The organism is Desulfomicrobium salsuginis, from assembly GCF_054657795.1.
Genome location: NZ_BAAHYA010000002.1, coordinates 2,253,396 through 2,279,099, shown reverse-complemented (window position 1 = coordinate 2,279,099; position 25,704 = coordinate 2,253,396). Strand labels below are relative to the sequence as shown.

At 66.0% G+C, this 25,704-nt stretch carries 25 protein-coding genes; 16 read left to right on the top strand and 9 right to left on the bottom strand.

Annotated features, from left to right (window positions below; genetic code table 11):
* The first annotated feature begins 4 nt into the window (after positions 1–4).
* The 7 genes from ACYQ3G_RS17300 to ACYQ3G_RS17270 all read left to right on the top strand — a co-directional run bounded on the left by ACYQ3G_RS17300 (position 5) and on the right by ACYQ3G_RS17270 (position 6,794).
* On the top strand, positions 5–1,642 hold the full coding sequence (locus ACYQ3G_RS17300; protein ID WP_459828008.1) for a phosphate signaling complex PhoU family protein: 1,638 nt from the start codon (positions 5–7) through the stop codon (positions 1,640–1,642).
* A gap of 8 nt (positions 1,643–1,650) precedes the next feature.
* The gene (locus ACYQ3G_RS17295) at positions 1,651–2,523 is read left to right on the top strand and encodes a GAK system ATP-grasp enzyme (protein WP_459828006.1); all 873 of its coding nucleotides are present in this window, start codon (positions 1,651–1,653) and stop codon (positions 2,521–2,523) included.
* Entirely contained in the window at positions 2,513–3,583 is a 1,071-nt protein-coding gene (locus ACYQ3G_RS17290; protein WP_459828003.1) for an HprK-related kinase B, read from the top strand. The genes ACYQ3G_RS17295 and ACYQ3G_RS17290 overlap by 11 nt, the downstream gene beginning before the upstream one ends.
* Positions 3,580–4,776, top strand: coding sequence for a GAK system CofD-like protein (locus tag ACYQ3G_RS17285; RefSeq protein WP_459828000.1), 1,197 nt, complete (start codon positions 3,580–3,582; stop codon positions 4,774–4,776). Before ACYQ3G_RS17290 ends, ACYQ3G_RS17285 begins: the two co-directional genes overlap by 4 nt.
* Before the next feature lie 19 nt (positions 4,777–4,795).
* Complete coding sequence (locus tag ACYQ3G_RS17280; RefSeq protein ID WP_459827998.1) at positions 4,796–5,095, top strand: amphi-Trp domain-containing protein; 300 nt, start codon at positions 4,796–4,798, stop codon at positions 5,093–5,095.
* 152 nt (positions 5,096–5,247) lie between these two features.
* Positions 5,248–5,457 (top strand): HU family DNA-binding protein, encoded by a 210-nt coding sequence (locus tag ACYQ3G_RS17275; RefSeq protein ID WP_459827996.1) that lies wholly within the window; start codon positions 5,248–5,250, stop codon positions 5,455–5,457.
* Between the two features lie 74 nt (positions 5,458–5,531).
* A complete protein-coding gene (locus tag ACYQ3G_RS17270) occupies positions 5,532–6,794 on the top strand; it encodes a radical SAM protein (protein ID WP_459827993.1) in 1,263 nt (420 codons plus the stop codon).
* Here the strand turns inward: ACYQ3G_RS17270 and ACYQ3G_RS17265 are convergent.
* Positions 6,787–7,344 (bottom strand): DedA family protein, encoded by a 558-nt coding sequence (locus tag ACYQ3G_RS17265; RefSeq protein ID WP_459827990.1) that lies wholly within the window; start codon positions 7,342–7,344, stop codon positions 6,787–6,789. The genes ACYQ3G_RS17270 and ACYQ3G_RS17265 overlap by 8 nt on opposite strands.
* A gap of 192 nt (positions 7,345–7,536) precedes the next feature.
* Here ACYQ3G_RS17265 and ACYQ3G_RS17260 point away from each other — a divergent pair, with 192 nt between their 5' ends.
* The 4 genes from ACYQ3G_RS17260 to ACYQ3G_RS17245 are packed head-to-tail and all read left to right on the top strand — an operon-like array spanning position 7,537 to position 13,087.
* A complete protein-coding gene (locus ACYQ3G_RS17260) occupies positions 7,537–9,882 on the top strand; it encodes a hypothetical protein (protein WP_459827987.1) in 2,346 nt (781 codons plus the stop codon).
* The gene (locus ACYQ3G_RS17255; RefSeq protein ID WP_459827985.1) at positions 9,879–10,883 is read left to right on the top strand and encodes a phosphatidylserine decarboxylase; all 1,005 of its coding nucleotides are present in this window, start codon (positions 9,879–9,881) and stop codon (positions 10,881–10,883) included. Before ACYQ3G_RS17260 ends, ACYQ3G_RS17255 begins: the two co-directional genes overlap by 4 nt.
* A gap of 4 nt (positions 10,884–10,887) precedes the next feature.
* Positions 10,888–11,919, top strand: a complete 1,032-nt coding sequence (locus tag ACYQ3G_RS17250; RefSeq protein ID WP_459827982.1) for a prolipoprotein diacylglyceryl transferase family protein — start codon at positions 10,888–10,890, stop codon at positions 11,917–11,919.
* A gap of 1 nt (position 11,920) precedes the next feature.
* Positions 11,921–13,087 carry a hypothetical protein gene (locus ACYQ3G_RS17245; RefSeq protein WP_459827979.1) on the top strand — a complete coding sequence of 389 codons (1,167 nt, stop codon included), beginning with the start codon at positions 11,921–11,923 and terminating at the stop codon, positions 13,085–13,087.
* Here ACYQ3G_RS17245 and ACYQ3G_RS17240 read toward each other — a convergent pair.
* Entirely contained in the window at positions 13,009–13,203 is a 195-nt protein-coding gene (locus ACYQ3G_RS17240) for a hypothetical protein (protein ID WP_459827976.1), read from the bottom strand. The genes ACYQ3G_RS17245 and ACYQ3G_RS17240 overlap by 79 nt on opposite strands.
* Positions 13,200–13,673 (bottom strand): Lrp/AsnC family transcriptional regulator, encoded by a 474-nt coding sequence (locus tag ACYQ3G_RS17235; protein ID WP_459827973.1) that lies wholly within the window; start codon positions 13,671–13,673, stop codon positions 13,200–13,202. Before ACYQ3G_RS17235 ends, ACYQ3G_RS17240 begins: the two co-directional genes overlap by 4 nt.
* 172 nt (positions 13,674–13,845) lie before the next feature.
* On the opposite strand from ACYQ3G_RS17235, the gene ACYQ3G_RS17230 reads away from it, so the two are divergent.
* The 5 genes from ACYQ3G_RS17230 to ACYQ3G_RS17210 all read left to right on the top strand — a co-directional run bounded on the left by ACYQ3G_RS17230 (position 13,846) and on the right by ACYQ3G_RS17210 (position 18,770).
* Positions 13,846–15,030 (top strand): glycine C-acetyltransferase, encoded by a 1,185-nt coding sequence (locus tag ACYQ3G_RS17230; protein WP_459827970.1) that lies wholly within the window; start codon positions 13,846–13,848, stop codon positions 15,028–15,030.
* A 396-nt stretch (positions 15,031–15,426) separates the two neighbouring features.
* A complete protein-coding gene (tdh, locus tag ACYQ3G_RS17225; protein WP_459827967.1) occupies positions 15,427–16,464 on the top strand; it encodes an L-threonine 3-dehydrogenase in 1,038 nt (345 codons plus the stop codon).
* 267 nt (positions 16,465–16,731) lie between these two features.
* Positions 16,732–17,211, top strand: coding sequence for an acetolactate synthase small subunit (gene ilvN, locus ACYQ3G_RS17220; RefSeq protein ID WP_459827964.1), 480 nt, complete (start codon positions 16,732–16,734; stop codon positions 17,209–17,211).
* Positions 17,211–18,122, top strand: a complete 912-nt coding sequence (locus ACYQ3G_RS17215) for a phosphate acyltransferase (protein WP_459827961.1) — start codon at positions 17,211–17,213, stop codon at positions 18,120–18,122. Before ilvN ends, ACYQ3G_RS17215 begins: the two co-directional genes overlap by 1 nt.
* A 210-nt stretch (positions 18,123–18,332) precedes the next feature.
* On the top strand, positions 18,333–18,770 hold the full coding sequence (locus tag ACYQ3G_RS17210; RefSeq protein WP_459827958.1) for an Hsp20/alpha crystallin family protein: 438 nt from the start codon (positions 18,333–18,335) through the stop codon (positions 18,768–18,770).
* Between the two features lie 54 nt (positions 18,771–18,824).
* On the opposite strand, the gene ACYQ3G_RS17205 is transcribed toward ACYQ3G_RS17210, so the two are convergent.
* The 6 genes from ACYQ3G_RS17205 to ACYQ3G_RS17180 all read right to left on the bottom strand — a co-directional run bounded on the left by ACYQ3G_RS17205 (position 18,825) and on the right by ACYQ3G_RS17180 (position 25,689).
* Positions 18,825–19,646: a hypothetical protein gene (locus ACYQ3G_RS17205; protein ID WP_459827956.1), complete on the bottom strand. Its 822-nt coding sequence runs from the start codon at positions 19,644–19,646 to the stop codon at positions 18,825–18,827.
* 34 nt (positions 19,647–19,680) lie between these two features.
* Positions 19,681–20,754 carry a DUF475 domain-containing protein gene (locus ACYQ3G_RS17200; RefSeq protein WP_459827953.1) on the bottom strand — a complete coding sequence of 358 codons (1,074 nt, stop codon included), beginning with the start codon at positions 20,752–20,754 and terminating at the stop codon, positions 19,681–19,683.
* A 127-nt stretch (positions 20,755–20,881) separates the two neighbouring features.
* Positions 20,882–22,042, bottom strand: coding sequence for a phosphate ABC transporter permease PstA (gene pstA, locus ACYQ3G_RS17195; protein ID WP_459827950.1), 1,161 nt, complete (start codon positions 22,040–22,042; stop codon positions 20,882–20,884).
* A gap of 8 nt (positions 22,043–22,050) precedes the next feature.
* A complete protein-coding gene (gene pstC, locus ACYQ3G_RS17190; protein WP_459827948.1) occupies positions 22,051–23,277 on the bottom strand; it encodes a phosphate ABC transporter permease subunit PstC in 1,227 nt (408 codons plus the stop codon).
* 88 nt (positions 23,278–23,365) lie between these two features.
* On the bottom strand, positions 23,366–24,382 hold the full coding sequence (locus ACYQ3G_RS17185) for a PstS family phosphate ABC transporter substrate-binding protein (RefSeq protein ID WP_459827945.1): 1,017 nt from the start codon (positions 24,380–24,382) through the stop codon (positions 23,366–23,368).
* 257 nt (positions 24,383–24,639) lie between these two features.
* Positions 24,640–25,689, bottom strand: coding sequence for a sulfite exporter TauE/SafE family protein (locus tag ACYQ3G_RS17180; RefSeq protein WP_459827943.1), 1,050 nt, complete (start codon positions 25,687–25,689; stop codon positions 24,640–24,642).
* Positions 25,690–25,704: the final 15 nt, after the last annotated feature.

Here is a 25,704-nt window from a genome sequence, read left to right as displayed (position 1 = left end):
TCCCATGCACAGACATTTCGAAGGCCTGGACGAGAATTTCCGGTTCCTGATCCTGGAAGTCCAGAACCAGATCAAGGCCACCATCGAGTTCCTGCTCGCCCCCACGCCGGGCACCTACGACAAGATCATCAACAAGGACGACTACATCGACAACCTCAAAAACGTCATCGAGAACACGTGCTTCACGACCCTGAGCCAGACCAAGCTCTCGGCCGAGCAGATGAAGTACCTGCGCGCGGTGCACGTCATCTCCATCAACCTGGAGCGCATCGGCGACTACTGCGTGAACATCGCCAAGCAGATGGGCTACCTTTCGAGCCCCCGCTTTCTGGAAAATTTCGACTACCGCGAGAGCTTCCTCAAGATCCACCAGACCATAAGCGACATCCTGCCGACCCTGCACAAGGCCAACCTGTCCGGCGCCCTGGCCATCTGCCGCATGGAGGCCGAGCTGGACGCCATGTACAAGGGGAACTTCGACAAGATCATGATCCACCTGCGCATCGGCCGCAACGTGGAGGACCACATCACCTCGCTCTTCATCATCCGCTACCTGGAGCGCATCGGCGACAGCCTGCTGAACATCGGCGAGGCCCTGCTCTTCGTCATCATCGGCGAGCGCATCAAGATCCAGCAGTTCCAGGCCCTGCAGCGCAACCTGACCAAGTCGGGCTTGCAGGGCGAGGTCACGGACGTGGACTTCCAGGGCATCTGGGGGTCGCGCTCGGGCTGCCGCATCGCCCGGGTGGAGGGGAAGAACACCCCCCAGGCCCGCGACTCCATCTTCAAGGAGGGCAACCTGCGCAAGATCAGGCAGGAGAAGATCAACCTCGAATGCTGGAACGAGATTTTCCCGGGCCTGGTGCCCCGCGTGTTCAGCTATCAGGAGGAGGGCGAGAACGCCTCCCTGCTGACGGAGTTCCTGGCCGGGTGCACCCTGGACGAGGCCATCTTCAACCCCGACGAGGAGATCCTCGAGAACGCCCTGTTCATCTTCGAGCAGACCCTGCAGCACATCTGGGAGCAGACCCTGAACAGATTCGAACTGCCGACGAACATGATGCGCCAGGTCGGGGACCGCATGTCCTCCATCCTGCAGGTTCACCCTGAACTCATGCGGCCGCCCCTGGGCATCGGCTCCCAGCCCATCCCCTCGGCCGGGGAGCTGATCAAGGGCTGCATGGACATCGAGGCCAGGTACCCCGCGCCTTTCTCGGTCTTCACCCACGGCGACTTCAACATCAACAACGTCATCTACAACCACCAGAATCAGAAGGTCTACTTCATCGACCTGCACCGTTCCCAGCACGCGGACTACGTGCAGGACGTCTCCGTCTTCCTGGTCTCCAACTTCCGGCTGTCGGCCTTCGACCCCCTGTCGCGTGGGCGCATCAACCAGACCATCGCCAGCTTCTACGCCTTCGCCAAATCCTTCGCTCAGGCCCACGACGACCCGAGTTTCGACATCCGCCTGGGTTTGGGGGTGGCCCGGTCGCTCTACACCTCCACCCGGTTCGAACTGAACCGGTCCTTTGCCCACGACATGTACAACCGCGGGCTCTTCCTCATGGAACGGCTCACGGAGAAGGCCCCGGAAGAGCTTGCCGGCTTTTCCTTCCCCCTGGAAATACTCTACTATTAGGTGCGATCATGAAAATAGGAGTTGTCGGCACGCGCGGAGGCTGGTCCTCGGAGCTGCTGGCGGACACGGTGGCCGCCAGGACGGGATACCGCCTGCTGGTGGACATGGAGCAGGTCTGCCTGGACCTGGATGCGGGCTCGGCCAGGTTCCAGGGCGTGGATCTGGCCGGCCTCGACGGCCTCATCGTCAAGAAGATCGGCGCGCGCTACTCCCCGGACCTGCTGGACCGGCTTGAGCTGCTGCGCTTCCTGGCCGAGCGCGGGCTGCCCATCTTTTCCGCGCCCCTGTCCATCATGCGCGTCCTGGACCGGCTGAGCTGCACCGTGACCCTGCGTCTGGGCGGCATCCCCATGCCGCCGACGACCATCACCGAGTCCGTGGACGAGGCCCTGGCCGCCGTCGGGCGCTACGGGGAGGCGGTCTTCAAGCCACTCTTCACCTCCAAGGCCCGCGGCATGACCGTCATTGCGGAAGGGCCCGCGGCGCGCGAGGCCGTCGAGGCCTTCCACGCCGAGAACCCCATCATGTACCTGCAGCAGAAGATCGAGCTGCCCGGCCAGGATCTGGGCATCGTCTTCCTGGGCGGCAATTACATGACCACCTACGCGCGCTGCGGAACCGGGGCCTGGAACACGACCACCGAGTCGGGGGGCAGATACGCGTCGGCCGTCCCTTCGCCCGAGGCATTGGCTGTCGCGCAGAAGGCTCAGGCGCTGTTCGACCTCGATTTCACCTGCGTGGACGTGGTGGAGACGGCCGCCGGGCCCGTGGTCTTCGAAGTCTCGGCCTTCGGCGGCTTCCGGGGCATCCAGGAAGCCTGCGGCCTGGACGCCGCGGCCATGTACACCGACTACGTCATGGAGAAGATCCGTGGAAGCTAGAATGCACTGCTCGGACCTCATCGACCGTCTGACCGCGGGCGCCGACACCCCGCACCGCGTCTTCCTGGCCATGGGCGACTGCCGCTTCCGGGTCGAGACCAACTCCGAGACCCTGGCAGGCGAGCTGACGACATACTTCGCGCCGTTCCTCTGTTCCCCCGGTGCCACCGACATCGCGGTGACCGCCCTGCAGGGACCCGTCCCGGACCTGGGGCTGACCTTTCAGGTCAAGGAACCCGACCCGGGCAAGACCAAGGTCAAGGAGGAATGGGCCGATCTGCCGGGCGGCCGCGTCGTGCGCAAGCGCCTGACCGGACTGCACTTCCTTTTCGGGGGAGGGCGGAACCTGGCCGTGGGCGACTGCGAGGCCAACCCCAACCAGATCGTCAATTTCGTCAACAACCGCTTCATCGAGCGCAAGCTGCACGACGGCTGCCTCCTGGCCCACGCCGCCGGGGTAGCCCTGTGCGAGACGGGCATGGCCCTGGCCGGCTTCTCGGGCATGGGCAAGTCCACCCTGGCCCTGCATCTGGTCAGCAAGGGCGTGACCTTCGTCAGCAACGACCGGCTCATGGTCCGCCCCGGCGCCCCCTGTCCGGCCATGTTCGGCGTGGCCAAGCATCCGCGCATCAACCCCGGCACGGCCCTGCACAACCCGGACCTCGCAAGCATCATCACCGACGAGGACAGGGAGAGCTTCCTGCGCATGACGCCCGAGGAGCTCTGGAATCTGGAGCACAAGTACGACGCCCTCATCGACCGCATCTTCGGGTCCGACCGCTTCATCCTGCAGAGCCCCATGCGCTATCTGGTGCTGTTGAACTGGAACCGGGACATCACGGCAACCCGCTTCGAGGAGATCGACGTGCACGCCCGCCACGACCTCCTGGCCGCCTTCATGAAGGACACGGGGCTTTTTTTCGTGGCCGAGGGCGACTACGCGCCGACGGCCTCGGACTATGCCAGGGCCCTGGACGGCTGCCGGGTCTTCGAGATCAGCGGAGGCGTCGATTTCGACTTCGCTGCCGCGGGGTGCCTGCGGCTTCTGGAAACGGCATGAGCAGGGCGCCCATCCGCGTCACCCGCGCCATCCGCATCCCGGACCCCATCCGCGTGGTCAGGACCCGGCGCAGTCCGGACCTCGGTCCGCGCATCCTGTTTTTCACGGGCGGGACGGCCCTCAGGGAGACGAGCCAGGCTCTGGTGGAGTATACCCACAACTCCGTGCACCTGGTCACGCCCTTTGATTCGGGGGGAAGTTCGGCCGCGCTGCGCCGCCACTTCGACATGCCGGCCGTCGGGGACCTGCGCAGCCGGCTCATGGCCCTGGCCGACCGGAGCCTGCACGGGTACCCGGAGATCTACAGCCTCTTCGCCCATCGTCTGCCGAAGACGTCGAGCCCCGACCAGCTCCGGGCGGAACTCGATGCCCTGGCGAACGGCGTGCACCCGCTGATCGCCAAGGTTTCGGACCCCATGCGCAAGATCATCCGCCACCACCTGCAGATCTTCGCCAAGGCCGCCGGCGGCGACTTCGACCTGCGCGGGGCGAGCGTCGGCAACCTCATCCTCACGGCCGGCTATCTGGACAGCAGGCGGCATATCGACCCCATCGTCTTCATCTATTCCAAGCTCGTGCAGGTCCGGGGCGAGGTGCGGCTGCTCATCAACTCGAATCTGCAGCTCAGGGCCCAGCTCGAAGGGGGAGGGCACCTCATCGGCCAGCATCTCATCACGGGCAAGGAAACCCCGCCCCTGACCAAGCCCATCGCCGAACTGTCCCTCGTCGACCCGGCCAGGGGGAATGCGCCCGTGCGGCCCATGATCCGCGACAAAATCCGTGCGGCCATAGGCGCCTGCGACCTGATCTGCTATCCCGTCGGCAGCTTCTACAGCTCCCTGATCGCCACGCTGCTGCCCGCTGGCGTGGGCAAGGCCGTCAGCCAGACCCATTGCCCCAAGGTCTTCATCCCCAACACGTTTCACGATCCCGAAAGCATCGGCATGTCCCTGGAAAACCAGGTGCGCACGCTGCTGCGCCACCTGCGGGCCGACGACCCCGACACCATCGCCATCGGCGACGTGCTGGACTTCGTCCTGCTCGATCCCGCAATCGCATACCCCGGCGCCGCAAACCCCGAACGTGAGCTGGCCCCTCTGGGAGTTCAGGTCATCAGGACGCCCCTCACGGTCCCGGAAACCGGAGCCATCGACCCGCATCTACTCTGCCAGGCGCTCATTTCCCTGGTGTGACACAACCTCGGAGGATCATATGGGAAAGGACAAGCTCAAACTCAAGAGCATCATGACCAGGGACGAAGCGGCCGCGTACCTGGAAACAATTCTCGTCGGCCTGAGGCAGGGCTCGCTCATTCTCGACAGCGAGGAGCGTCCGCTCATCCTGCGCCCGTCCGACTCCATCGAAGCGGAGCTCGAAATCAAGCAGAAGAGCGACAAGGAGAAGGTCGAAGTCAAGCTCTCCTGGGCGCCCAACAGGATGCAGCCCCTGACCCACCTCGTGGCCCAAGCGGATTCCCCGGCGGATGACGCGGCAAAAAAAAAAATGAACTGACACCGGATGACGGCACGGACGCGGCGGGGCAAGGCGGAGTTCCGGAGGAAGCCGCAACGGAAGGCCATGTGCCTGCGCCCTGCGCGGACCCGGCATGCCTGCTAGGCGCAGACGCGCCATGTCCCTCGCGGCCGAATCTCACGAGTCCGGCCGTGAGGGCGCTGTTCGCCGTCGTTCGCGAAGCCCTGGGGGAAGGCCTGGATGTGCGCCTGCCTGGCCTGGGCGTACTGAAGGTCAGGGACTTCGCCGCCCGGCAAGGCAGGAATCCCCGCACCGGCGCTGCGGTCCTGATCCCGGCGGGCCGGCGAGTCCGCTTCGCCATGGCCGACGAGATGCGAGCTCTTGTCAACTCACGAGGCTGACGCCGCCGGGTCACGAGTCCGTCGCGGAGCGGTAACGGGGCGCCGGCACCATGGGGCGGCACAAGGAGGAACGCATGAGCCATTTCGGCGCCATCCGCCGTCTCGTCAGGGGACGTCTGCCCGGCCAGGCCGTGATCCAGGTCACCACGCGCTGCAACGCCCGCTGCGTCCAGTGCGGCATGAGCGCCGACAACGCCTTTGCCAGGCACAGCCTCGACCCGGACGTCGTGGACAGGATCCTCGACACCGTCTCGCGTCTGGGCATGCAGGCCGTATCCTTCACCGGCGGGGAGCCGCTCCTCGACTTCCCGCGCCTGACCCGCATGATCCGCCGGGCCAAACGGCTCGGCATCCCCTATATCCGCACCGGCACCAACGGCTTCATCTTCCAGCGCCACGAGGCGCCGGATTTCCGCGACCGCATGGCGCGCATGGCCGAGGAACTGCTTGCGAGCGGCATCCGCAACTTCTGGGTCAGCCTCGACTCCTGCGACCCGGCCATCCACGAGGCCAACCGCGGCCTGCCCGGCGTGGTCCGGGGCATGGGCAAGGCGCTCCCGGTCTTCCACGAGCGCGGCCTCTACCCCTCGGTCAACCTCGGCATCAACCGCCTCTGCGGCGGGCGCATCGGGGCCCTGCAGGGGAAGTTCGAGCCCGACGCCTTCCGGGAGGGTTTTGCCGAGGCCTTCGCCCGCTTCTTCTCCTTCGCCCTCGATCTCGGGTTTACCATCGCCAACTGCTGCTATCCCATGAGCGAGGAGGAGAACGCCGTCTACCGGGCCACCTCGTCGGACCACTTCATCACCTTCACCGCGGATGAGAAGAAAGCCATGCTGCAGGCCCTGCGGAGCGTCGTGCCCGATTTCCGGCCGCGCATCCGCCTCTTCACGCCCCTGTCCGCCCTCGACGCGCTCATCCGCCAGATCGACGGCGGCGCGGAGCGGACCTACCCGTGCCGGGGCGGGACGGACTTCTTCTTCGTCGACGCGACCCGGGGGCACGCCTATCCTTGCGGCTACCGCAGCGGCGACGACATGGGGCCGTTCTGGGAAATGCGCGACCTGCCCGAAGACGGGTCCGTGTGCCGGCGTTGCGACTGGGAATGTTTCCGCGACCCGTCCGAGCTCTTCGGGCCCTTCGGGGCCGCGCTGCGCAACCCTTTCGCCGTGCTGCGGAATTTCGCCGCGACGCCCGGCGCCTTCGGCACCTGGCTGACGGACCTGCGCTACTATCTGGCCTGCGACACCTTCGACGGCACGAGACCCATGCGGCCGGAGCGGCTGGCCCGTTTCGCGGGCCCCGCATCCGAACCCGAGCTCGCCGCATCCTTCAGGTAGGTTCCCCGCCGCTTTTTCGTCGCCTGCGAACCACGACGGCCAGGCCGAACGCGACAGCCGCCACGGCGCCGAACAGGGGCAGCCGGGCGAGCATGTCCGCATCGGTCAGGAACCTCCCGGCATGCATACCCAGCATGGTGACGAGCACGGACCACAGGGCCGCCGTGACCACGTTGGCCAGCAGAAAAAAACGCCAGCAGATGCCGGACACCCCGAAGGCGAAGGGGATGGCACCGCGCAGCCCGTAGATGAAGCGGTAGGCGCAGAGCAGCGGCAGGCGGTGGCGGACCATCATGCGCGTGGCCTTGCCCACGGCTGCGCCGAAACGGGGATGGCCGTTCAGCCAGACCGCCCCCTTGAGCCTGCCGAGCCAGAAGAAGAACTGGTCCCCGGCCAGGCTGCCGGCCAGGGCCGAGAGCACCACGGTCCAGAAATCGAAGACCCCCAGGGCCAGGCCCGCGCCGGCCAGGAGCACCGTGGTCTCACCCTCGAGAAAAGTTCCCAGCGCGATGGCTGCCGGTCCGAAACGGGCGATGGTTTCCATGTCCATGGGCCGAACCTGCCATGCGGAGTGCCGTCCGCAGTGACGCGTCGGTGACATCCCGGTGACGGTCTGCAGCGCAGGGACGTTCTGTCACGCTCCGGTCACCCCGTCTTCGCACCGTCTCCACATTGGTCTGGTGAATGCTGGGCAAACAAGGCGGTGCATATGTTTTTTGACGAAACAATGACGTGGGCCGGCATGGAAACGAGACTGGGCATGGTGATGGGTTTCGAGGGCGCCTGGAACGAGAGATCCCTCGGCGCGCTGCCGTTCGCCCCGGACGACGCCACGGCGGGCAGCGAGAGCGAACTGCAGGTCGCGGTCATGGGCAGTCCCGAGAACGTGGACCTGCCCATCATGATCCGGGAATCGAGTCATTACCAGAACCTGACGCGGCGCACGGCATCGGGCGACACGGCGGGCGCGTCGCTCGTGGAGCTGGAGCGCTATCTCCAGGGCGGTCCGGACGCGGTGTGGGAGAACAGTTGGGTGCGCTTCCCCCTGGATCGCCTCGGCGCCTTCGCCCGCCATACCCTGGATCGCGACCTGCTGGCCGACAAGGCCGACCCGGATTCGGGCCGGCGCAAGGACAGCCCCGATTTCTTCTTCATCCGGAACGGCCAGGAGTGGCTGCGGGTGCCCATCAGCTACCTGCTCAAGCTCTCCCTGGCCGACCTGGCCGGCTCCGGCGTGCAGCCCCCGGTCCGCAGGCTGGCCGAGAAGTTCCTCGACCACTTCCTGAACGACAACACCTCCCCCGAGACCTTCTCCTTCTATCCCGCGCCCATGAACGCCGCCTTCCGGGGCGGCCGGGGCGTCGCCCGTGAGACGAGCCAGCGTTTCCTCCTGTCGCAGCTCCTGCTGGACCACGCCAACGAAAGCTTCGGTCTGCTCGAGCACGGGCAGCGCGCCATGATCTACTTCGCGCCCATGCCCCCGGCCAGGCAGAAGCGGCTGAACGAACTCATCCCCGACGCCCACTACCGCGATCTGTTCATGAACCCCTGCCTGTCGGGCTGGGACCGCGGCGAGACCAAGAAGGAGTACATGGGGCTGTGCCACCGCATCCTCTCGCGCAGCCAGCTGAACACCATCGCCAAACTGCGCGAGTCCGGCATCCTGACCAACAACCTGGTCGTGCTGCCCAACACGTCGAACACCTGCCTGGCCAACAACGGCACGCACATCTCCCTGGGCAGCGCGCGCCTGGGCGAGCTGATGCAGGGCGGGGGCGACTTCGGCCCGGCCGAGGAGAAGTACCTGGGCGACCTGACCATCAAGATCGTCGAGCACTTTCTGCCCCTCTTCGTCGGCACGTACAGCGCCGCGCCCCTGCGCATGGACTTCGAGGATTTCCACCCGGAGAAGGCCCTGGGTTTCCTGCCCCACGAACTCGACTACTCCCACCTGCGCATGATCTGGCGGCGCTGGAAGAAGAAGGCCAGGCTCAAGGTCTTCGGCCAGCCCCTGACGCCCTTCGGGCCGCCCCTCATGGACCGGGCCGTCGCCCGGCTGTTCCGGCTCAAGGGGGACTTCATCCCGGACTTCAGGCTGCTCGACTACATGACGACCCTCATGAGCACCCACCGCTGCCCGGTCCTGAACGGGGAACTCGGCAACGACCTGCGGCTCAAGCGGGAGCTGGCGTCCATGGGCGTGTTCCACGAGTCCATGTCGACCTATCTCCTCTACAAGCAGCGCGCCTTCGCGACCATGGGCTTCTCCGGCTTCGAGGGCCGCTTCTACAGCCTGTTCGACTCCCTGGAGGAGGACATGCGGCCCGCCGCGACCTTGCAGCAGCTCCTGAGCGCCCTGGCCTGCAAGCTGATCCTCTCCGGCCGCGTCACGCGCGCCGCCATCCCGGACACGCCCGAGGTCGAGAGCGAGCGGCGGCAGATCTTCTTCGCCACGGCCATCTCGCTGCCCACGTTCTTCGTGCGCCGCGACTCGGGCAACGCCTTTCTCCTGGACCTGGTCTCGCGCGCAGACCGCGTGCGGCCCAGCCGCCGCTACCCCGGTCACGTGCGGGCCCATGTGCCGGAATACCGCCTGGCGTTGCTGGACTTCATCGAGCGGGAAGGGGCGGACCTGGTCGAGCTGTTCGGCGCGGCGGGGCTGCTGGCCGATCTGCGCGCCCGCATCCTGGACCCGCGGCTCGGGGCCGCGGGCAAGCTTACGCGGCGCGTCCTGGACAGGACCGGGGCGCGTTCGCCCCTGTCCCTGCGGGGGCGGGAGTTCAACATGGCCGCCGAGGACGTCTACCGCGACGGGCTGCGCCGTTCGTACCTGGCCGAGGCCCTGGAGTATCTGCGCGAGGACTGCGCGACCGTGCGCGATTTCGGCTGCCTGCCCGATCAGTTCTGTCGCGGCGGCCTGGCTGCGCTGCTCGGCGGCCGCGACATCCTCGATTTCATCCGGGAGGCCGACGAGGAACTGCGGCTGACCGGGGAACTGAGCGCCTGCCGCCGGACCCTGACGCAGCTCCTGCTGCTGGTCGTCGGCATGCACCGCGACAACGCACGCATCCGTGGAAGGAAATCATGACGCATCAATATGTCTGCGACGGCCGGGTCCGAGACGAGGAACTCTTCTGCGACCGGATCGTCGGCTATCTCTACTCCCGCATCCGGGAGCAGGCCCCGGCCGTGTTCAAGGCCGTGATTTCGGGGCGCGCCTCCAGCCTGCTGGGCTTTCTCAACTACGATCTGCCCTTGGGCGCCAGGCTTTCCGGGGCCCAGGCTCTGATCCGCAGGCTCGGCATCGACCTGGGCGAATGCGTGGAGGAGGCCGCCCACTACGACACCCCGCGCCGCATCTTCGAGCGTCGCATCCGCTACGCCGAGGTCCGGCCCATGGACGAAAGTCCGGAGGCCGTCGTCTCTCCGGCGGACTCGCGCATGTTCGCCGGGTCCTTGAGCGAAGGGGCGGTGCTTTTCATCAAGGACAAGTTCTTTTCCTTCGAGGAGTTCCTGGCTCGCCGCCAGTGGGTCGAGGCCTTTGCCGGGGGCGAGTTCGCCGTGTTCCGGCTGACTCCGGACAAGTACCACTACAACCACGTGCCGGTCAGCGGCGTGGTCCGCGACTTCTACGAGATCGAGGGCGCGTTCCACTCCTGCAATCCGTCCGCGGTCATCTCCGAGGCCACGCCGTTCTCCCGCAACCGTCGGGCCGTGACGGTCATCGACACGGACGTGGCCGGCGGGAGCGGGTGCGGCCTGGTGACCATGGTCGAGGTGGCGGCCCTGATGATCGGGCAGATCGTGCAGGCCTACGCCGAGGAGGGCTACGAGCCGGCCGAGCCCATGCATCCGGGCCTCTTCCTGTGCAAGGGGCAGCCCAAGAGCCTGTACCGGCCTGGCAGCTCCCTGGACGTGCTTTTCTTCCAGCCGGGCCGGGTCGCGTTCAGCGCCGACCTCGTCGCCAACCAGTTCCGCGCCGATGTGGGCAGCCGGTTCTCCGACTGGCTGGGCCGCCCGTGGGTGGAGACGGACGTGCGGGTGCGGCAGACCATCGGCCGGGTCGTCACTTCAACCATACAGGATTGAACTCATGGAATATCCGGGAATCATCGCTTTCGGGGCGGCGCTCTTCGCCTTCATCGCCTGGGGCGGCCGCACGCTGCCCGGCGAGCGCTGGCAGATGCTGGCCAGCGTCCCGCTGACCAGGAACGAGGACGGCTCCTGGCGGGGCCTCAACCTGACCTGGTACGGGGTCCTGAGCGCCCTGGCCTACGCACTGGCCACGGCCGTGGCCGTGACGCTGCTGGCCTCCGTGGGCATGGGCCTGGCGGGGCTTTGCCTCATGGTCGCGGGCATGCTCGGACTGTGCATCCCGGCCTCGAAGATCGTGGCCCGGCTGGTGGAGGGCAAGCGCAACACCCTGACCGTGGGCGGGGCGGTCTTCGTCGGCATCGTCGTCGCGCCTTTCGTGGCCTGGGCCGTGGTCGGCGCAACGGGTTCCGGGGCCGTGCTGCCGGCCCTGGCGGCCCTGTCCGTGGCCTACGCCGTGGGCGAGGGCGTGGGCCGCATGGCCTGCCTGAGCTTCGGGTGCTGCTACGGCCGCCCCGTGGACACGCTGCCCGCGCCGTGGCGCGGCCTGTTTGAAAGATGGAACATCGTCTTCGAGGGGAAGACCAAGAAGGCCGCCTACGCCCACGGCCTGTGCGGGCACAGGCTGGTGCCGGTGCAGCTTCTGACGGCCTACCTCTACTGCGGCGCGGCCTGCCTCGGCATGGCCTTCTTCGCGGCCGGGAACTTCTCCATGGCCATGGTCCTGCCCCTGGTGACCACGCAGGTCTGGCGCGTCGTTTCCGAGTTTCTTCGGGCCGACTACCGGGGCGAACGCAAGATTTCGGCCTATCAGATCATGGCCGGTCTCGGTGTGCTGTACGGGCTGGTCCCGGCCCTGATGCTCGATGCGTCCGGGGTCCAGGCGCATCTCGGCCGAGGGGTCGCCGCCCTGTGGAGTCTGCCCGTGCTGCTCCTGCTGCAGGGCGTGTTCCTGGCCGTGTTTCTGTATACGGGGCGCAGCTCCGTCACGGATTCCGTGGTGCGCTTCGCGGTCAGGGAAGGGGAAATTTAGCGTGAGCGCCTCATCCCGCTTCGGAAGAGGGTGGGGCGTGGGGCTCGCCCTCGTCCTTCTCGTGGCGGCCGGTCCGGCGGAGGCGCAGGAAGGGCCGACTGTGCCCGCTGGGTTGCAGGCGGCCGTGGACTACCTCTGCACGGAACTCCTGGCCGGTGGCGAGCCCGATCCGTCCCGCATCGCGCCGGTCCTCGCCCATGTGCGCGCCAACGCCGACGCCGCGACGAGCCTGCCCAGGTACCAGGATGCTCCGGGGGCCTTCCAGGGCTTCCCCATCCGCATGCCTCTGCGGCGCCTGTTGCGCTACCTCTACAACCCGCTGATCCCCCAGGAGGTCGTCAAGCCCTTTTCCATCCGCTCGTCCGTCTGGACCACGCCCGGGGCGGATGAACGGCAGCGGCGCCTGTGGGCCGATCCGTGGCCACCGTCCGGCCCGGTCATCGTGCGCGGCGAGCAGTACGACCGGACCACGCCCGACCCGTCCACCGGCGGGTGCTACGGCATGACGCTGCGCCGCGCCGTCATCCTGCTTCCCGAGGAAGGGGCAGTGCTGTCCGTCAGCGTACAGGCCGGGGATTCTGAGGTCGGCACCAAGGGGTATGCTCTGGGGAACGACGGGGACGGCCGCTACGTCTACACCGGGGAGAAGGGGCTGACCAGGACGGGGCTTGGCTGGGTGTCGTCGCGCATCCAGACCAACGTGTCCGTCGGCGTCTATCTGCAGGGGGAGGGTGCGGTCGTCAGCGGGGTCTTCCAGTGGATGCGGGCCGGGTGGTCGGGGCTGTCCGTGGTTCAGGAGAGCCATGTGGCCGCGTCCCTGGAACGCTACAAAAGACTCTTCACCGATCGCCTGGCCCGGCTGCCCGAGCCGGAGGCGATGGAGGCGCTCCATGCCGCGGCCGCAAGGGCGCCCGAAGAGACGCTACGCGGCCGCGCCCGGGACGTGTTCAGGTGCTGGGCCGAGCTGCATGGCCGGGATGCGCGCAGGGATGCGCTGCGGATGCTGGGGGAGGGGTACGAAACCAGGCTGGACCGGGGCGAACTGACGGCCCTTCTCATGGGCGGGGGCCTTGGTGCCGCGGACCCGTGCTATTCCGGGGTTTCGGGCGTGCAGACGTCGCGGCTGGCGGCGAGCTTGCCCTTCCAGCCCTTGAGAACTTCCAGGTAGGCGGCGAAACGCTGCCGGTCCTCTTCGTTTTCCGCCTCTTTCAGCTGCGTCTCGGCCTTGGCGATCATGACGTCGAGATATTTCGGGTCCGTGAACCCGTGCAGGATATGGCTCATTCGGTTCCTTCGGAGCGCTGGCGCACCCACTTGTCGATGGTTTCGAGATAGAGGAACGTCTCGGTGTTCTGGATGCCGCCCAGGGCCGAGAGGTCGTCGACCAGGAAGCGGCGCAGGTCATTTCGCGAGGAGACGTGTATCTCCACCAGCAGGTCGAAGCGCCCCGAGACGTTGGCCACGGACTGCACCCCGTCCAGGGCGGCGATGGCGCGCATGATCTCGGCGTTGGCCCGGCCCTCCAGGCTCACGCCCACCGTGGCCGTCAGGCCGTCCTCGAAGAACATGGGGTTCACCGAGGCCGAGATGCGCAGGTACCCGCTTCTGATCATGCGCTCCGTGCGCAGCCGCACCGTCCCGTCGGACACGCCCAGCTTCTGGGCGATGCTCTTGTAGGATTCGCGCCCGTTCTTCTGCAGGGCGTCGATGATCTGCCGGTCCATCTGGTCGAGATTCAAGTCCTTTTCACTCACGTTCTTCTCCCGCGACGCTCTTACGTGACCCCTTCCCGGCCGGCAAGTTTTTGTGGCGGCCTTGGCAGAGGGTGTGTTTCGCGCATTCAGCAATATATTGTCCCCTGATTTCTTGACAAGAAATTTTATCGCGATAAAATTACGCAAATCGAAATTTATCGGAGGGGAAGGCATGAAACGGATACTCGAGGATCTGGCGCGGCAGACGGCCGAGCTGCGGGACAACGGCCTGTACAAGGCGGAGCGGGTCATCACCTCGACCCAGGGCGCGCGCATCACCGTGGCCGGCGGCCGCGAGGTGCTCAACTTCTGCGCCAACAACTATCTCGGCTTGGCCGGGGACCCGCGCCTGACCGAGGCCGCGCACAAGGCCCTGGACCGCTGGGGCTACGGCCTGTCCTCGGTGCGCTTTATCTGCGGCACCCAGGGGGTGCACAAGGAGCTGGAGGACCGCCTGTCCGAGTTCCTGGGCACCGACGACACCATCCTCTACAGCTCCTGCTTCGACGCCAACGGCGGCCTCTTCGAGACCCTGCTCGGGGCCGAGGACGCCGTCATCTCCGACGCCCTGAACCATGCCTCCATCATCGACGGCGTGCGCCTCTGCAAGGCCAAACGCTTCCGCTACGCCAATGGCGACATGGCCGACCTGGAAGCGCAGCTCAAGGCGGCAGGAGATTGCCGGTACCGGCTCATCGTCACGGACGGCGTCTTTTCCATGGATGGCAGCATCGCCGACCTGAAGGCCATCTGCGACCTGGCCGACCGCCACGACGCCCTGGTCGTGGTCGACGACTCCCACGCCGTGGGCTTCATGGGCGAGCACGGCCGCGGCACCCACGAGCACTGCGGGGTCATGGGCCGCGTGGACATCATCACCGGCACCCTGGGCAAGGCCCTGGGCGGGGCCTCGGGCGGCTACACCTCGGGGCGCAAAGAGATCGTCGAATGGCTGCGGCAGCGTTCGCGGCCGTACTTGTTTTCGAACACCCTGGCCCCTGTCATTGCGGCCACGTCGCTGGAAGTGCTGAACCTGGTCCGGCGTGAGCCGGAGTTGCGGGCGAGGCTCGTGGAGAACAGCCAGTATTTCCGGAAGGCCATGACCGAGGCCGGGTTCACCCTGGTCCCCGGCGAGCACCCCATCATCCCGGTCATGCTCGGCGATGCGGTGCTGGCCCAGCGCATGGCCGCGCGGATGCTGGAGGAGGGGATCTATGTCGTGGGCTTCAGCTTCCCGGTGGTGCCCAAGGGGCAGGCGAGAATCCGGACGCAGATGAGCGCGGCGCATACGCGGGAGCATCTGGAGCGGGCCGTGGCGGCGTTCGTGAAGGTTGGGAAGGAATTGGGAGTGATTTAGCTGGAGAACTGGGATGGGAGAAGGGCTCAGGCATGACGGGGGAGGCTTTGCGGTTCGCCGGGATGGCGGATCGTCGAAACTCCTTCGCCGGCCTCGTAGAGTCGCATTGTCGCCGCTGCCGAACGCAGGCCTGCTCTTCGAGCGAAAGGCGACAATGCGACAAACGATGCCTGGCTCAGTCAGACAGTCGACGACCCGCCATCCCGGCGAACCGCAAAGCCTTGAGCGTTGTCCCTTACGTCGTTCACGTTATGTCGGGTTGTCGTAAGTGAGGTCGCGGATGCTGCCACTCCCGTCATTCCCGCGAACGTGTGCCCAGCATGGGTAGGCGGGAATCCATCTTCAAGATTTTGTGACGTTGAGAATTAAATTTCAGAGAGATGCGAGGATAAAGAAATGGAAAAGATGAAAGCGCTGGTGAAGGCCAAGGCCGAGGTCGGGATCTGGATGGAAGAGATCCCGGTGCCCGAGGTCGGCCATAACGATATTCTGATCAAGGTCGGAAAGACCGCCATCTGCGGCACCGACATCCACATCTACAACTGGGACGCCTGGGCCGAGAAGACCATCCCGGTGCCCATGGCCGTGGGCCACGAGTTCGTCGGCCGCATCGTCGAGATCGGTTCCGAGGTGCGCGGCCTCAAGGTCGGCGACCGGGTTTCGGCCGAGGGGCACATCACCTGCGGCCACTGCCGCAACTGCAAGGCCGGCAAGCGCCACCTCTGCCGCAACGCCATCGGCGTGGGCGTCAACCGCCCCGGCTGCTTCGCCGAATACCTCTGCGTGCCGGCCGTCAACGCCTTCAAGGTGCCCGACACCATCTCCGGCGACGTGGCCGCCATGCTCGACCCCTTGGGCAACGCCACGCACACGGCCCTGTCCTTCGATCTGGTCGGCGAGGACGTGCTCATCACCGGCGCCGGCCCCATCGGCGTCATGGCCGCCGGCATCGCCCGCTTCTGCGGGGCGCGCCATGTGGTCATCACCGACGTCAACGACTACCGCCTGGACCTGGCCCGCAAGATGGGCGTCAGCCGCGCCGTCAACGTCGCCAGTGAATCCCTGTCCGAGGTCATGGCCGACCTGCACATGGCCGAGGGCTTTGACGTGGGCCTGGAGATGTCCGGCAGCCCCGCCGCCTTCCGCGAGATGCTCGCTCAGATGAACCACGGCGGCCACGTGGCCCTGCTGGGCATCATGCCCGGCGACACGGCCATCGACTGGGGCCAGGTCGTTTTCAAGGGCCTGAAGCTGAAAGGCATCTACGGACGCGAGATGTTCGAGACCTGGTACAAGATGACGGCCATGCTGCAGAGCGGCCTGAACATGGCCCCGGTCATCACCCACAACTTCGCGGCCGAGGACTTCCAGAAAGGCTTCGACGTCATGCGCTCGGGCAAGTCCGGCAAGGTCATCCTGGACTGGAACGCCTGATGCGGGGCTGTTGACGGAAAGGATACAAAGGCATGGATCCCCGCCTTCGCGGGGATGACGTGTCGGCTGTGCGGGAGGCCGGAGCAGAATCTGAAGCCCTTGGTGCCTTACCCGCAAAGGTTGGCCACCTCGCCCCGGTGTCATTCCCGCGAAGGCGGGAATCCATGCCTTTCCGTCCAGGCCTGAAGCATCCGCGGCCGCCTTGCCTCGACGGCCAAGCCCTGACATATGCGGCAGGTACGTACGCAACGCATCCAAGGAGCCCCCATGCGCCACACCATCTCCGCCCTGGTCCAGAACAAGCCCGGCGTCCTGGCCGCCATGGCCCACGTTTTCGAGCGCCACGACATCAACATCCGCTCCATCTCCTGCGGTGAGACCGAGCGCGAGGACGTTTCGCGCATGATCATCTGCGTCGAGGCCGGCGACGGAAAGGTCGGCGACGTGACCCGCGAGATCGAATCCCTTGGCTTTGTCCTGCGCCTCGAGGACCTTTCGGACCGCGACCTCATGGACCGCGAGCTGGTCATGATCAAGGTGCGCATCACCCCGGCGTCCGTCAGCCAGATTCTGCAGATCTTCGAGGTTTTCCGCGCCAACGTCATCGACATGGGCAACGAGACCATCTCGGCCGAGCTCGCCGCTCCCCAGGGCAAGGTCGCGGGCCTCATCCGCACCCTGGCGCCCCACGGCATCCAGTCCCTGAGCCGTACGGGTCTCATCGCCCTGTCGCGGGGGGACGGCTGATGGCCGCCGTGACCACACTCGACCGCATGGTCGAGCTGGTCCGCGCCCGCAGCACGGCCGCGCGCGTGGTCATCGCGGCCTGCGCCGAGGCCAACGCGGTCCTGGCCGGCCTGGAGGCCCACCGCCAGGGCCTGGCCGAGCCGGTCTTCGTCGGCGATGTGGAGCGCATGAAGACCCTGCCGGAGCTGGCGGGAACGGATTTTTCCGGCTTCGAGTGCCTGCACGAACCCGACACGGCCGCCGCCCTCAAACTCTCCCTCGACCTTCTGCAGGAAGGGCGGGCGGGGTTCCTGATGAAAGGCGGGGTCAAGACCGACGTGCTGCTGCGTGCGGTGCTCGGCCGCAAGCGCGGCGAGGGCCTGCTGAGCCACATCGGCGTCTTCCCCCACCCGCGCGAGGAGCGGCTTCTGATTGTCACCGACGCGGGCGTGAACATCTCGCCGACCCTGACGCGCAAGATCGACATCATCAAGAACGCCGTGGACGTGGCCAAGCGCCTCGGCATGGACCCGCCCAAGGTGGCCGTGCTCTCGGCCACGGAAAAGGTCTCCTACAATGACATGGTCTCCAGCAAGGACGCCGACATCCTGGCCAGGCTTTCGCGCATGGGCATCTTCGGCGACGCCGTCATCGGCGGCCCCTTCGCCCTGGACATCGCCGTCTCCCGGGACAAGGCCCGGGCCAAGGGAGTGGACCACCCCGTGGCCGGCTGCGCGGACATTCTCTGCGCGCCCAACATCGTCACCGGCAACGTGCTCTACAAGGCCGTGACCAGCCTCATGGACCTGCCCATGGCCGGCATCGTCGTTGGCGCGAGCTGCCCCCTGGTCGTCCCGTCGCGCGGGGACTCCGACCGCTCCAAGTTCTACGCCCTGGCTCTGGCCGCCTATCTGGCCGGCACGGATGCGTGAACACGCGCCCCGGCCGAACATCTCTTTTTCTCCTTCGGCCGGATGTAATGGCCTGCAGTGGCTCAATATATTGAAATAATAAAGAGAATGCGCATGGGAAAAGGCCTCCGGTCCTTGACTGTCCGTGCTGCCGTCTTAACTGTTCTTTGACCCGGGAGCGATCCGGGACCGTGGAACACATTGAAGACAGGTCACGGAAGGAGGTTGGCCATGACACTGATGAAATGGGATCCTTGGCGGGAAATCGAGGACATGTTCGATCGGTATACCAAGGCCGTGGGATGGCCGCGCGGCGGGCAGGAGGCGCTCTCCTCCAGCGACTGGACTCCGCGGGTGGATATTGCCGAGACCGAAACCGAGTTTCTGATCAAGGCCGATATTCCCGGCGTGGAGAAGGACCATGTCAAGGTGTCCGTTGAGAACGGGGTGCTGACGATCCAGGGTGAGCGCAAGACCGAGAAGGAAGAAAAGGACAGGAAGTATCACCGCGTGGAGCGGTTCACGGGCACCTTCGTGCGGCGCTTCACGGTGCCGGACAACGTGGACCCGGACGGCATCAAGGCGGTCTTCAAGGACGGCATGCTGCACCTGCATCTGCCCAAGACCGAGAAGACGCGGCCCAAGGCCATAGACATCCACGTCGAGTGACCGTCGGCGGATGACCCGCCCCTCACCCCAAGGACCGGCTTCGCGCCGGTCCTTTCATTTCCGGGAGAGGGCGACCACCGCGCTGTCGAGGAGTGCTTCGAGGCGCGCGAGGGCCTGCGCGGCGTGTTCCGGCAGGGTGTCCAGTTCGTGCAGGGCCAGCAAGAGCAGCGGGTCGCCGGATTGATCGGCGTTGAATCCGGTCCGTTCGGTCCCGCGAGTGCTGAAGAAGTTCCAGGCCAGGGGCGCGTCCGGGGCGCGCAGCGGCCAGTCGAGCTTGATGCGCAGCAGTTCGGCCAGGGCGGCCTGGCCGTCGCGGGAGAGCGCGTCCGGGTCCAGTTCGCGTCCCAGGCGAGCCTCGACGGCGCCGAGCAGGGCGGCCAGGAGGCGGTGCTCGGGGATGATCAGGCCGTAGGCGAACCAGTCGTCGATGACGTGGCGGACCAGGCGCTTCCATCTCGCTTCCAGCCGGTCGTAGGTCGGGCAGAAGAAAAGCTTGCAGGCCGCCCCGCCGTAGAAGCTCAGGCCCCGCCAGTCCACGCCGGCGTTGCCGTCGGCCAGGGGGTGGAGCAGGCAGCCCACGCGCTCGCCGCCGTCGCGGATCAGGCCGACGAAGGCGCAGTGGTGAAAATCCGGAATGGGATGGTCGCGGCCTTCGAGGGCCAGGCGTTCCTGTTCGAAGGCCAGGATGGCGTCGATGGTGCGCGGAACCGCGGCGAAAGCCCGGCGGCGGTCGTCCAGCATGTCCCGCAGGCCCTCGCGCGACAGGCCGCGGACGTTGTAGAGCCCGCAGCAGCTGCCGCAGGACACGCATTGGCCGGTCTGGCAGAGGTACACCCCGCCTCGGACCTGTTCATCTTCGGGAAGAGTCGGCATCACACGCATCACTCCTGGCTTTTTCGGCTTCCGGGAATCAGCCCCGGTCCTGTCTGCACTCGCGCAGCCGGTCTTCGATCCGCTTCTGGATGACGCTCGTCAGCACGCCCGCCCCGAGGATGACCATGCTGGCCAGGCCCGTGGTCACCTCGCCGCCGGGCAGATGGTGCCCCGCGGCCGACATGAACATGACCAGGACCAGAAATCCGATGGCCCAGAAGGCGGCCGGCTCCAGGTACTTGTATTGCTCCAGGGTGCCCTTTTCCACCAGATACACGGTCATGGAGCGCACGAAGAGCGCGCCTATCCCGAGGCCGATGGCGATGAGCCAGAACTTGTTGGTGATGGCGAAGGCCGCCACCACGCCGTCGAAGGAAAAGCTGCTGTCCAACACCTCCAGGTACAGAAAGCCCACCAGCCCGTTCCTGCCCGCTACGGTGGCGATGTCGCCACCGCCCACCACATGCTTGAGCACGTCGATGAGGGCGTGCACCGCGAACCCGCTCAGGGAACTGATCAGAAAGACGTATTTTTCCGTGGACGGGATGAACATGGTCGTGGCCATGACCAGGCCGATGGCCATGCTGGCCGCGGCGTTGTCCACGCCCCCGACCTTGATCAGCATCTTCTCGACCACGGGCAGCCAGTGCGTCTCCTTCTCCTTGTTCAGGAAGTAGGTCAGGGCGACCATGAGCAGGAACGTGCCGCCAAAGCCCATGATGCCGAGATGGCTGCCTTCCATGATGTGCCGGTACTCTTCGGGCCGGGTGGTGGCGATGAGCCAGGCCTGTCCGAACTCCATGTTCCCGGCCACGGAGATGATCAGAATGGGGAAGAGGATGCGCATGCCGAACACCGCGATGGCGATGCCGACCGTCAGGAACATGATGCGCCAGAAGGGTGTCATGACCCGCAGCACGGTCGCGTTGACCACGGCGTTGTCGAGGGAGACGGACGTTTCAAGGCAGGCCAGCAGGGTCGTGGTCAGTAGGAAGGCCAGGGCGCCGGACATGCCCCCGGACTGGAAGCCGAGAAAGAAGGCGACCGCCAGACCGAGGACGGAAAGGATGATGGATTCGAGAAAGTAGCTGATGGTGCTGCGCTGCGACATGTCGGCCTCGATGACGTTTCGGAAGGGGGCAAAGACACCGAAGGCCGCTATCTTGACGGGCTGACATCGTCAAGCAGCGGCCCCGGCATGGCGGAGATGGCGCGCCGTCGCTGCGGTCAGGCCGCGGCTACCATTTCCGTTCGTATTTGTTGCGCAGCATGATGGCCACGGCGTTCATGGACAGGAGTACCGCCAGCAGCACGATGATGCCGGCAGAAGTGCGCTCGGTGAAGGCGCGCAGGGACTCCGACGACCAGACGTAGATCTGGGCCGGCAGGACCGTGGCCGCGCTGGTCACGCCGCGGGGCATGTCCTGGATGTAGGCCACCATGCCGATGATCAGAAGCGGCGCCGTCTCGCCGATGGCGCGGGCCAGGCCGATGATGGTGCCCGTCAGGATGCCCGGCAGGGACAGGGGCAGGACGTGATCCCAGACCACCTGCCAGTGGGTGGCGCCCAGGGCCAGGGCTCCCTCGCGGATGGAGTCCGGGATGGCCCGGATGGCCGCGCGGGTGGCGATGATGATGACCGGCAGGGTCATGAGCGCCAGCGTCAGGCCGCCCACCAGGGCCGAGGAGCGGGGGAAGCCCATGAAGTTGATGAAGATGGCCAGACCCAGCAGGCCGAAGAGGATGGACGGGATGGCCGCGAGGTTGTTGATGTTGACCTCGACGATGTGCATCAGCCGGTTGTCCGGCGCGAATTCCTCCAGGTAGATGGCGGCCATGACACCGGCCGGGAAGCTGAAGGCGAAGGTGATGGCCAGAAGGTAGAGGGTGCCCACGGCCGCGGACAGGATGCCCGCCATTTCCGGCAGCTTGGAGTCGCCGTTGGTGAAGAAGCCGGTGTTGAAGGCCTTCCTGATTTCCCCGGCCGCGCGCATTTCGTCGACCAGGGTGACTTCTCGCGGCTTGAGCCGGTTGGCCTTGCCCTTGACGTGCTGGTCTACCTCTGCGTTGGCCAGGACCCAGAGCTTTTCCGTCTTGCCCATGAGCTGCGGGTTTTCGCGCAGGTGCATGGGCAGGATGCGGGTCACGCCCCGGCTGATCAGGGGCGCAATCTTTGCGTCGATGGCCGAGCGCGGGTTGTCGTAGATGTCCTGGGTGTAGGTGATCTCGACGGCGATTTCGGTCTGCTGGAAGGCCGTGTAGCCTTGCCGCACGATGTCGGCGAAGAAGATGACCAGAAAGATGCCGGCCACGGAGATGGCCATGTAGGAGAGGGCCTTGAACTGGGCTTCGCGGTTCTTGCGCCTGCGTAGGCTGCGCGGGTCGATGTGGATGCTCATGGTTTCTCCTACTCGTATTTCTGACGGAACTTGCGGATGACGGTCAGGGACACGATGTTCAGGCACAGGGTCAGGACCAGCAGGACCAGGCCCAGGCCGAAAGCCGCCAGGGTCTCGGGGCTGTCGAAGGCCTGGTCGCCCGTCAGGGCGTCGACGATGCGCACGTTGACCGTGGTCATCCCTTGCAGCGGGTTCCACGTCAGGTTGGGCTGCAGGCCGGCGGCCATGACCACGATCATGGTTTCGCCCACGGCGCGGGAGATGGCCAGCAGGCAGGCCGAGACGATGCCCGGCAGCGCGGCCGGCAGCACGACCCGCTTGATGGTTTCCGACGGGTACGCGCCCAGGGCCAGGGAACCCTCGCGCAGGCTCTGGGGCACGGAGCTGATGACGTCGTCGGACAGGGACGAGACCAGCGGGATGATCATGATGCCCATGACCAGGCCCGGGCTCAGGGCGTTGGTGAAATCCGCCTGCAGCCCCACGCTTTCGGCCAGACGCACGATGAAGGGGCTGACCGTGATGGCCGCGAAGAAGCCGTAGACCACGGTCGGGATGCCGGCCAGGATCTCCAGGGCGGGCTTGGCGATGCGCCGGACGCGCAGGGATGCGTACTCGGACATGCAGATGGCCGAGAAGAGCCCCACCGGGATGGCCACGCACATGGCGATGGCCGTGATCATGAAGGTGCCGGCGAAGAGCGGCACCGAACCGAAGAGGTGCTGCGCGCCGCCCTCGCCGATGGTGGCCCCGTCAGGGTTCCAGGTTGTGCCCGTCAGGAAGTCCCAGAAATTGACGATGCGGAAAAAGTGGACGGCCTCGAAGACGATGGACAGCACGATGCCGATGGTCGTCAGGATGGAGATGAGCGAGGCCAGCAGCAGGATGCGGACGATGGTCTTCTCCAGAGCCGTGCGCACGCGCAGCCCCGGGGCGATGGCCTTGAGGCCGATCCACATGGCTCCGGCGCCAAGCAGCAGCGCCGTGGCCGCGACCATGGGCCAGGGGACGTCAATGAGGTCGAAAAGGTCCAGAATCGTCGCGCCCGCGCTGACGATGACGGCGGGCAGGAGCATCCTGGTTACGGCGTACCAGCCGAACAGGTTTTCGGAGGCCTTGTATCTGGCGCTGGGGTCCTGCTGGGCGCGGATCTTTCTGCGGCCCGCGAGATAGCCGAAGAGCGCCAGGGGCAGGAGTCCTGCGAACAGGTATTGGGCCAGGTAGGTTGTGGTCACGAGATTCCTCGCTTTGTGTCGGTCGCGGCAAAGGGCCGGTCCGTCGGATAACGGCTCGGCCCTTCGGGGACATGATTGAGCCCGGTGCTTACTTCTTCAGGTCGTCCAGGGTCAGCTTCTTCTTGGCCAGCACGTCCTCGCGGACCTTGGCGCGGGCGTCGTCAGGCAGCGGGATGAGGCCGATGCCCTTCAGCAGTCCGTCCTTGCCGATCATCTTTTCGCTCATGAACAGCTCCACGTATTCCTTCAGGCCGGGGACGGCGTCGTAGTGGGCGTTCTTGATGTAGAAGTACAGGGAACGGGAGATGGGGTACTTGCCGGAGGCGACGCTCTCGGGACCGGGCACGACGCCGTTCACGGCCGCGGCCTGGATGGTGTCGGCGTTCTCTTCCAGGAAGCTGTAGCCGAAGATGCCGAAGGCGTCCTTGTCCTTGGCCAGTTTCTGCACGATCAGGTTGTCGTTCTCGCCGGCCGGGACGTAGGCGCTGTCCTGGCGGATCTTCTTGTAATCCTTGGGGTAGCCTTCCTTCTTGCCGAAAACCTTCTCGACGACCATTTCCTCGAAGGCGTCACGGGTGCCGGAGGAGGTCGGCGGGCCGTAGAAGACGATCTTGCGGGCGGGCAGACTCGGGTTGATCTCGTTCCACATCGTGTAGGGGTTCGGAACGAGCTTGCCGTCGACGAGGATGTCGGCCGCCACGGCGGAGGCCAGCTCCTCCAGGGAGAGGCTCATGGCCGGGTTTTCCTTGTTCTGGGCGATGGCGATGCCGTCGAAGCCGATCTTGGCCTCGGTGATGTCGACGACGCCGTTCTTGGTCGCGGTCTCGAACTCGCTGTCCTTCATGCGGCGGGAGGAGTTGGCGATGTCGGGGGTGTTCGGGCCCATGCCGGCGCCGAACAGCTTGTGGCCTCCGCCGGAACCCGTGGACTCGACGACGGGGGCGGGAAATTTGGTGGTGGCGCCCAGTTCTTCGGCCACATAGCTGGAGAAGGGGAAGACGGTGGACGAGCCGGTGATTTTGACCTGGTCGCGGGCCTGGGCCATGCCGCTGCCGACGACGAGCAGGGCCAGGGTGAAAACGGCTTTCTTCAGGAAACGGTTCATAACGGTGCCTCCTTGGCGATGTTTCAAACTTGAGTTTCGCATCATGCGTTGGAGGAGTAACTAGGCGCGCAATGTTACAGGATGTTGAGGCGATTGTGACGGAGATGTGACAGCGAGGGACGCGAATTCCTTCTTGACTGATAGCTCATGTCGGGCGCCATGAAAAGCGGGTTGCCGGAAATTGCCGCGCAGTGCGAAAAAAAGCGAGCCCCCGGTTCGAGGGGGCTCGCTTGTCGACTTCGGGACAGGAAGGACGCTCAGCTCGCGGCGCCGGCCTGGGCCTTGCGGCCGTTCCACATGCTGCCGAGGATGATGACGGAGCCGACCAGAAGGGCCAGGCACATGGAGGCGAAGCTCACGTTCTTGAGCAGGCTCAGGGCCGATTCGGGAAGTTCCATCAAACCGAGCTTGACCAGGTAGGTCGGCAGGGCCAGGCCGCGGCTGACGGCGACGATGAGCATGATGGTGGCCATGACCATCTTGATCATGTGCGGCCGCACGTAGGTCGTGCCGATGGCGCCGAGCTGCACGCCCAGGAGCGACCCGCCGAGGATGATGAGCACCAGGCGGATGTCGACCATGCCGTGCATGGCCCAGTTGATGGAGCCGCCAAGGCCCATGACGAAGGCGATGACCAGTTCCGTGGCCGAGGCCATGAGGCCGGGAACGCCCATGACGTAGATCATGCCGGGCACGCCCACGAATCCGCCGACGGCGATGGTGGCGGCCAGGATGCCGGTGGCGAAGCCCACGGGCAGGGTGAACCACAGGGAGATGCGCAGGCCCGAGCGCGGGAAGTTGATCATGGGCCACAGCTCGATCTTCTGCAGGCGCTTGGCCAGGGCGGTGGTCTCTTCCTCGCCGCCGCAGCGGGCGCACTTGATGGCGTCCTTCATGACGTAGCCACCCACGAAGACCAGCACGAAGACGAAGGACAGGCTGACGTAGAGGTCGGACCCGGCCTGGCCCCACATGGCCAGGATGACCTGCTGGATCTTGATGCCGATCTGCACGCCGATGCCGGCCGAAGCGGCCATGATCAGGCCCATCTTCACGTCGACCTGGCCGTAGCGGTAGCGCTTGATGGCGCCGACCAGGGCCTTGGGAAACTTGTGGCACATGTTGCTGGCCACGGCCACGGTGCCGGGCACGCCTAGGCTCATCATGCCCGGGGTGAGCACGAAGGCGCCGCCGGAGCCGATGAAGCCGCTGACCAGGCCGCCGATGAAGCCGACCAGGAAGAGGAAGATGACGGCCATGGTGTTGAGGTCAATGAACTTGGTGGGATCGAGGCTTAAGATATCCATTACGATGTCTCCTTC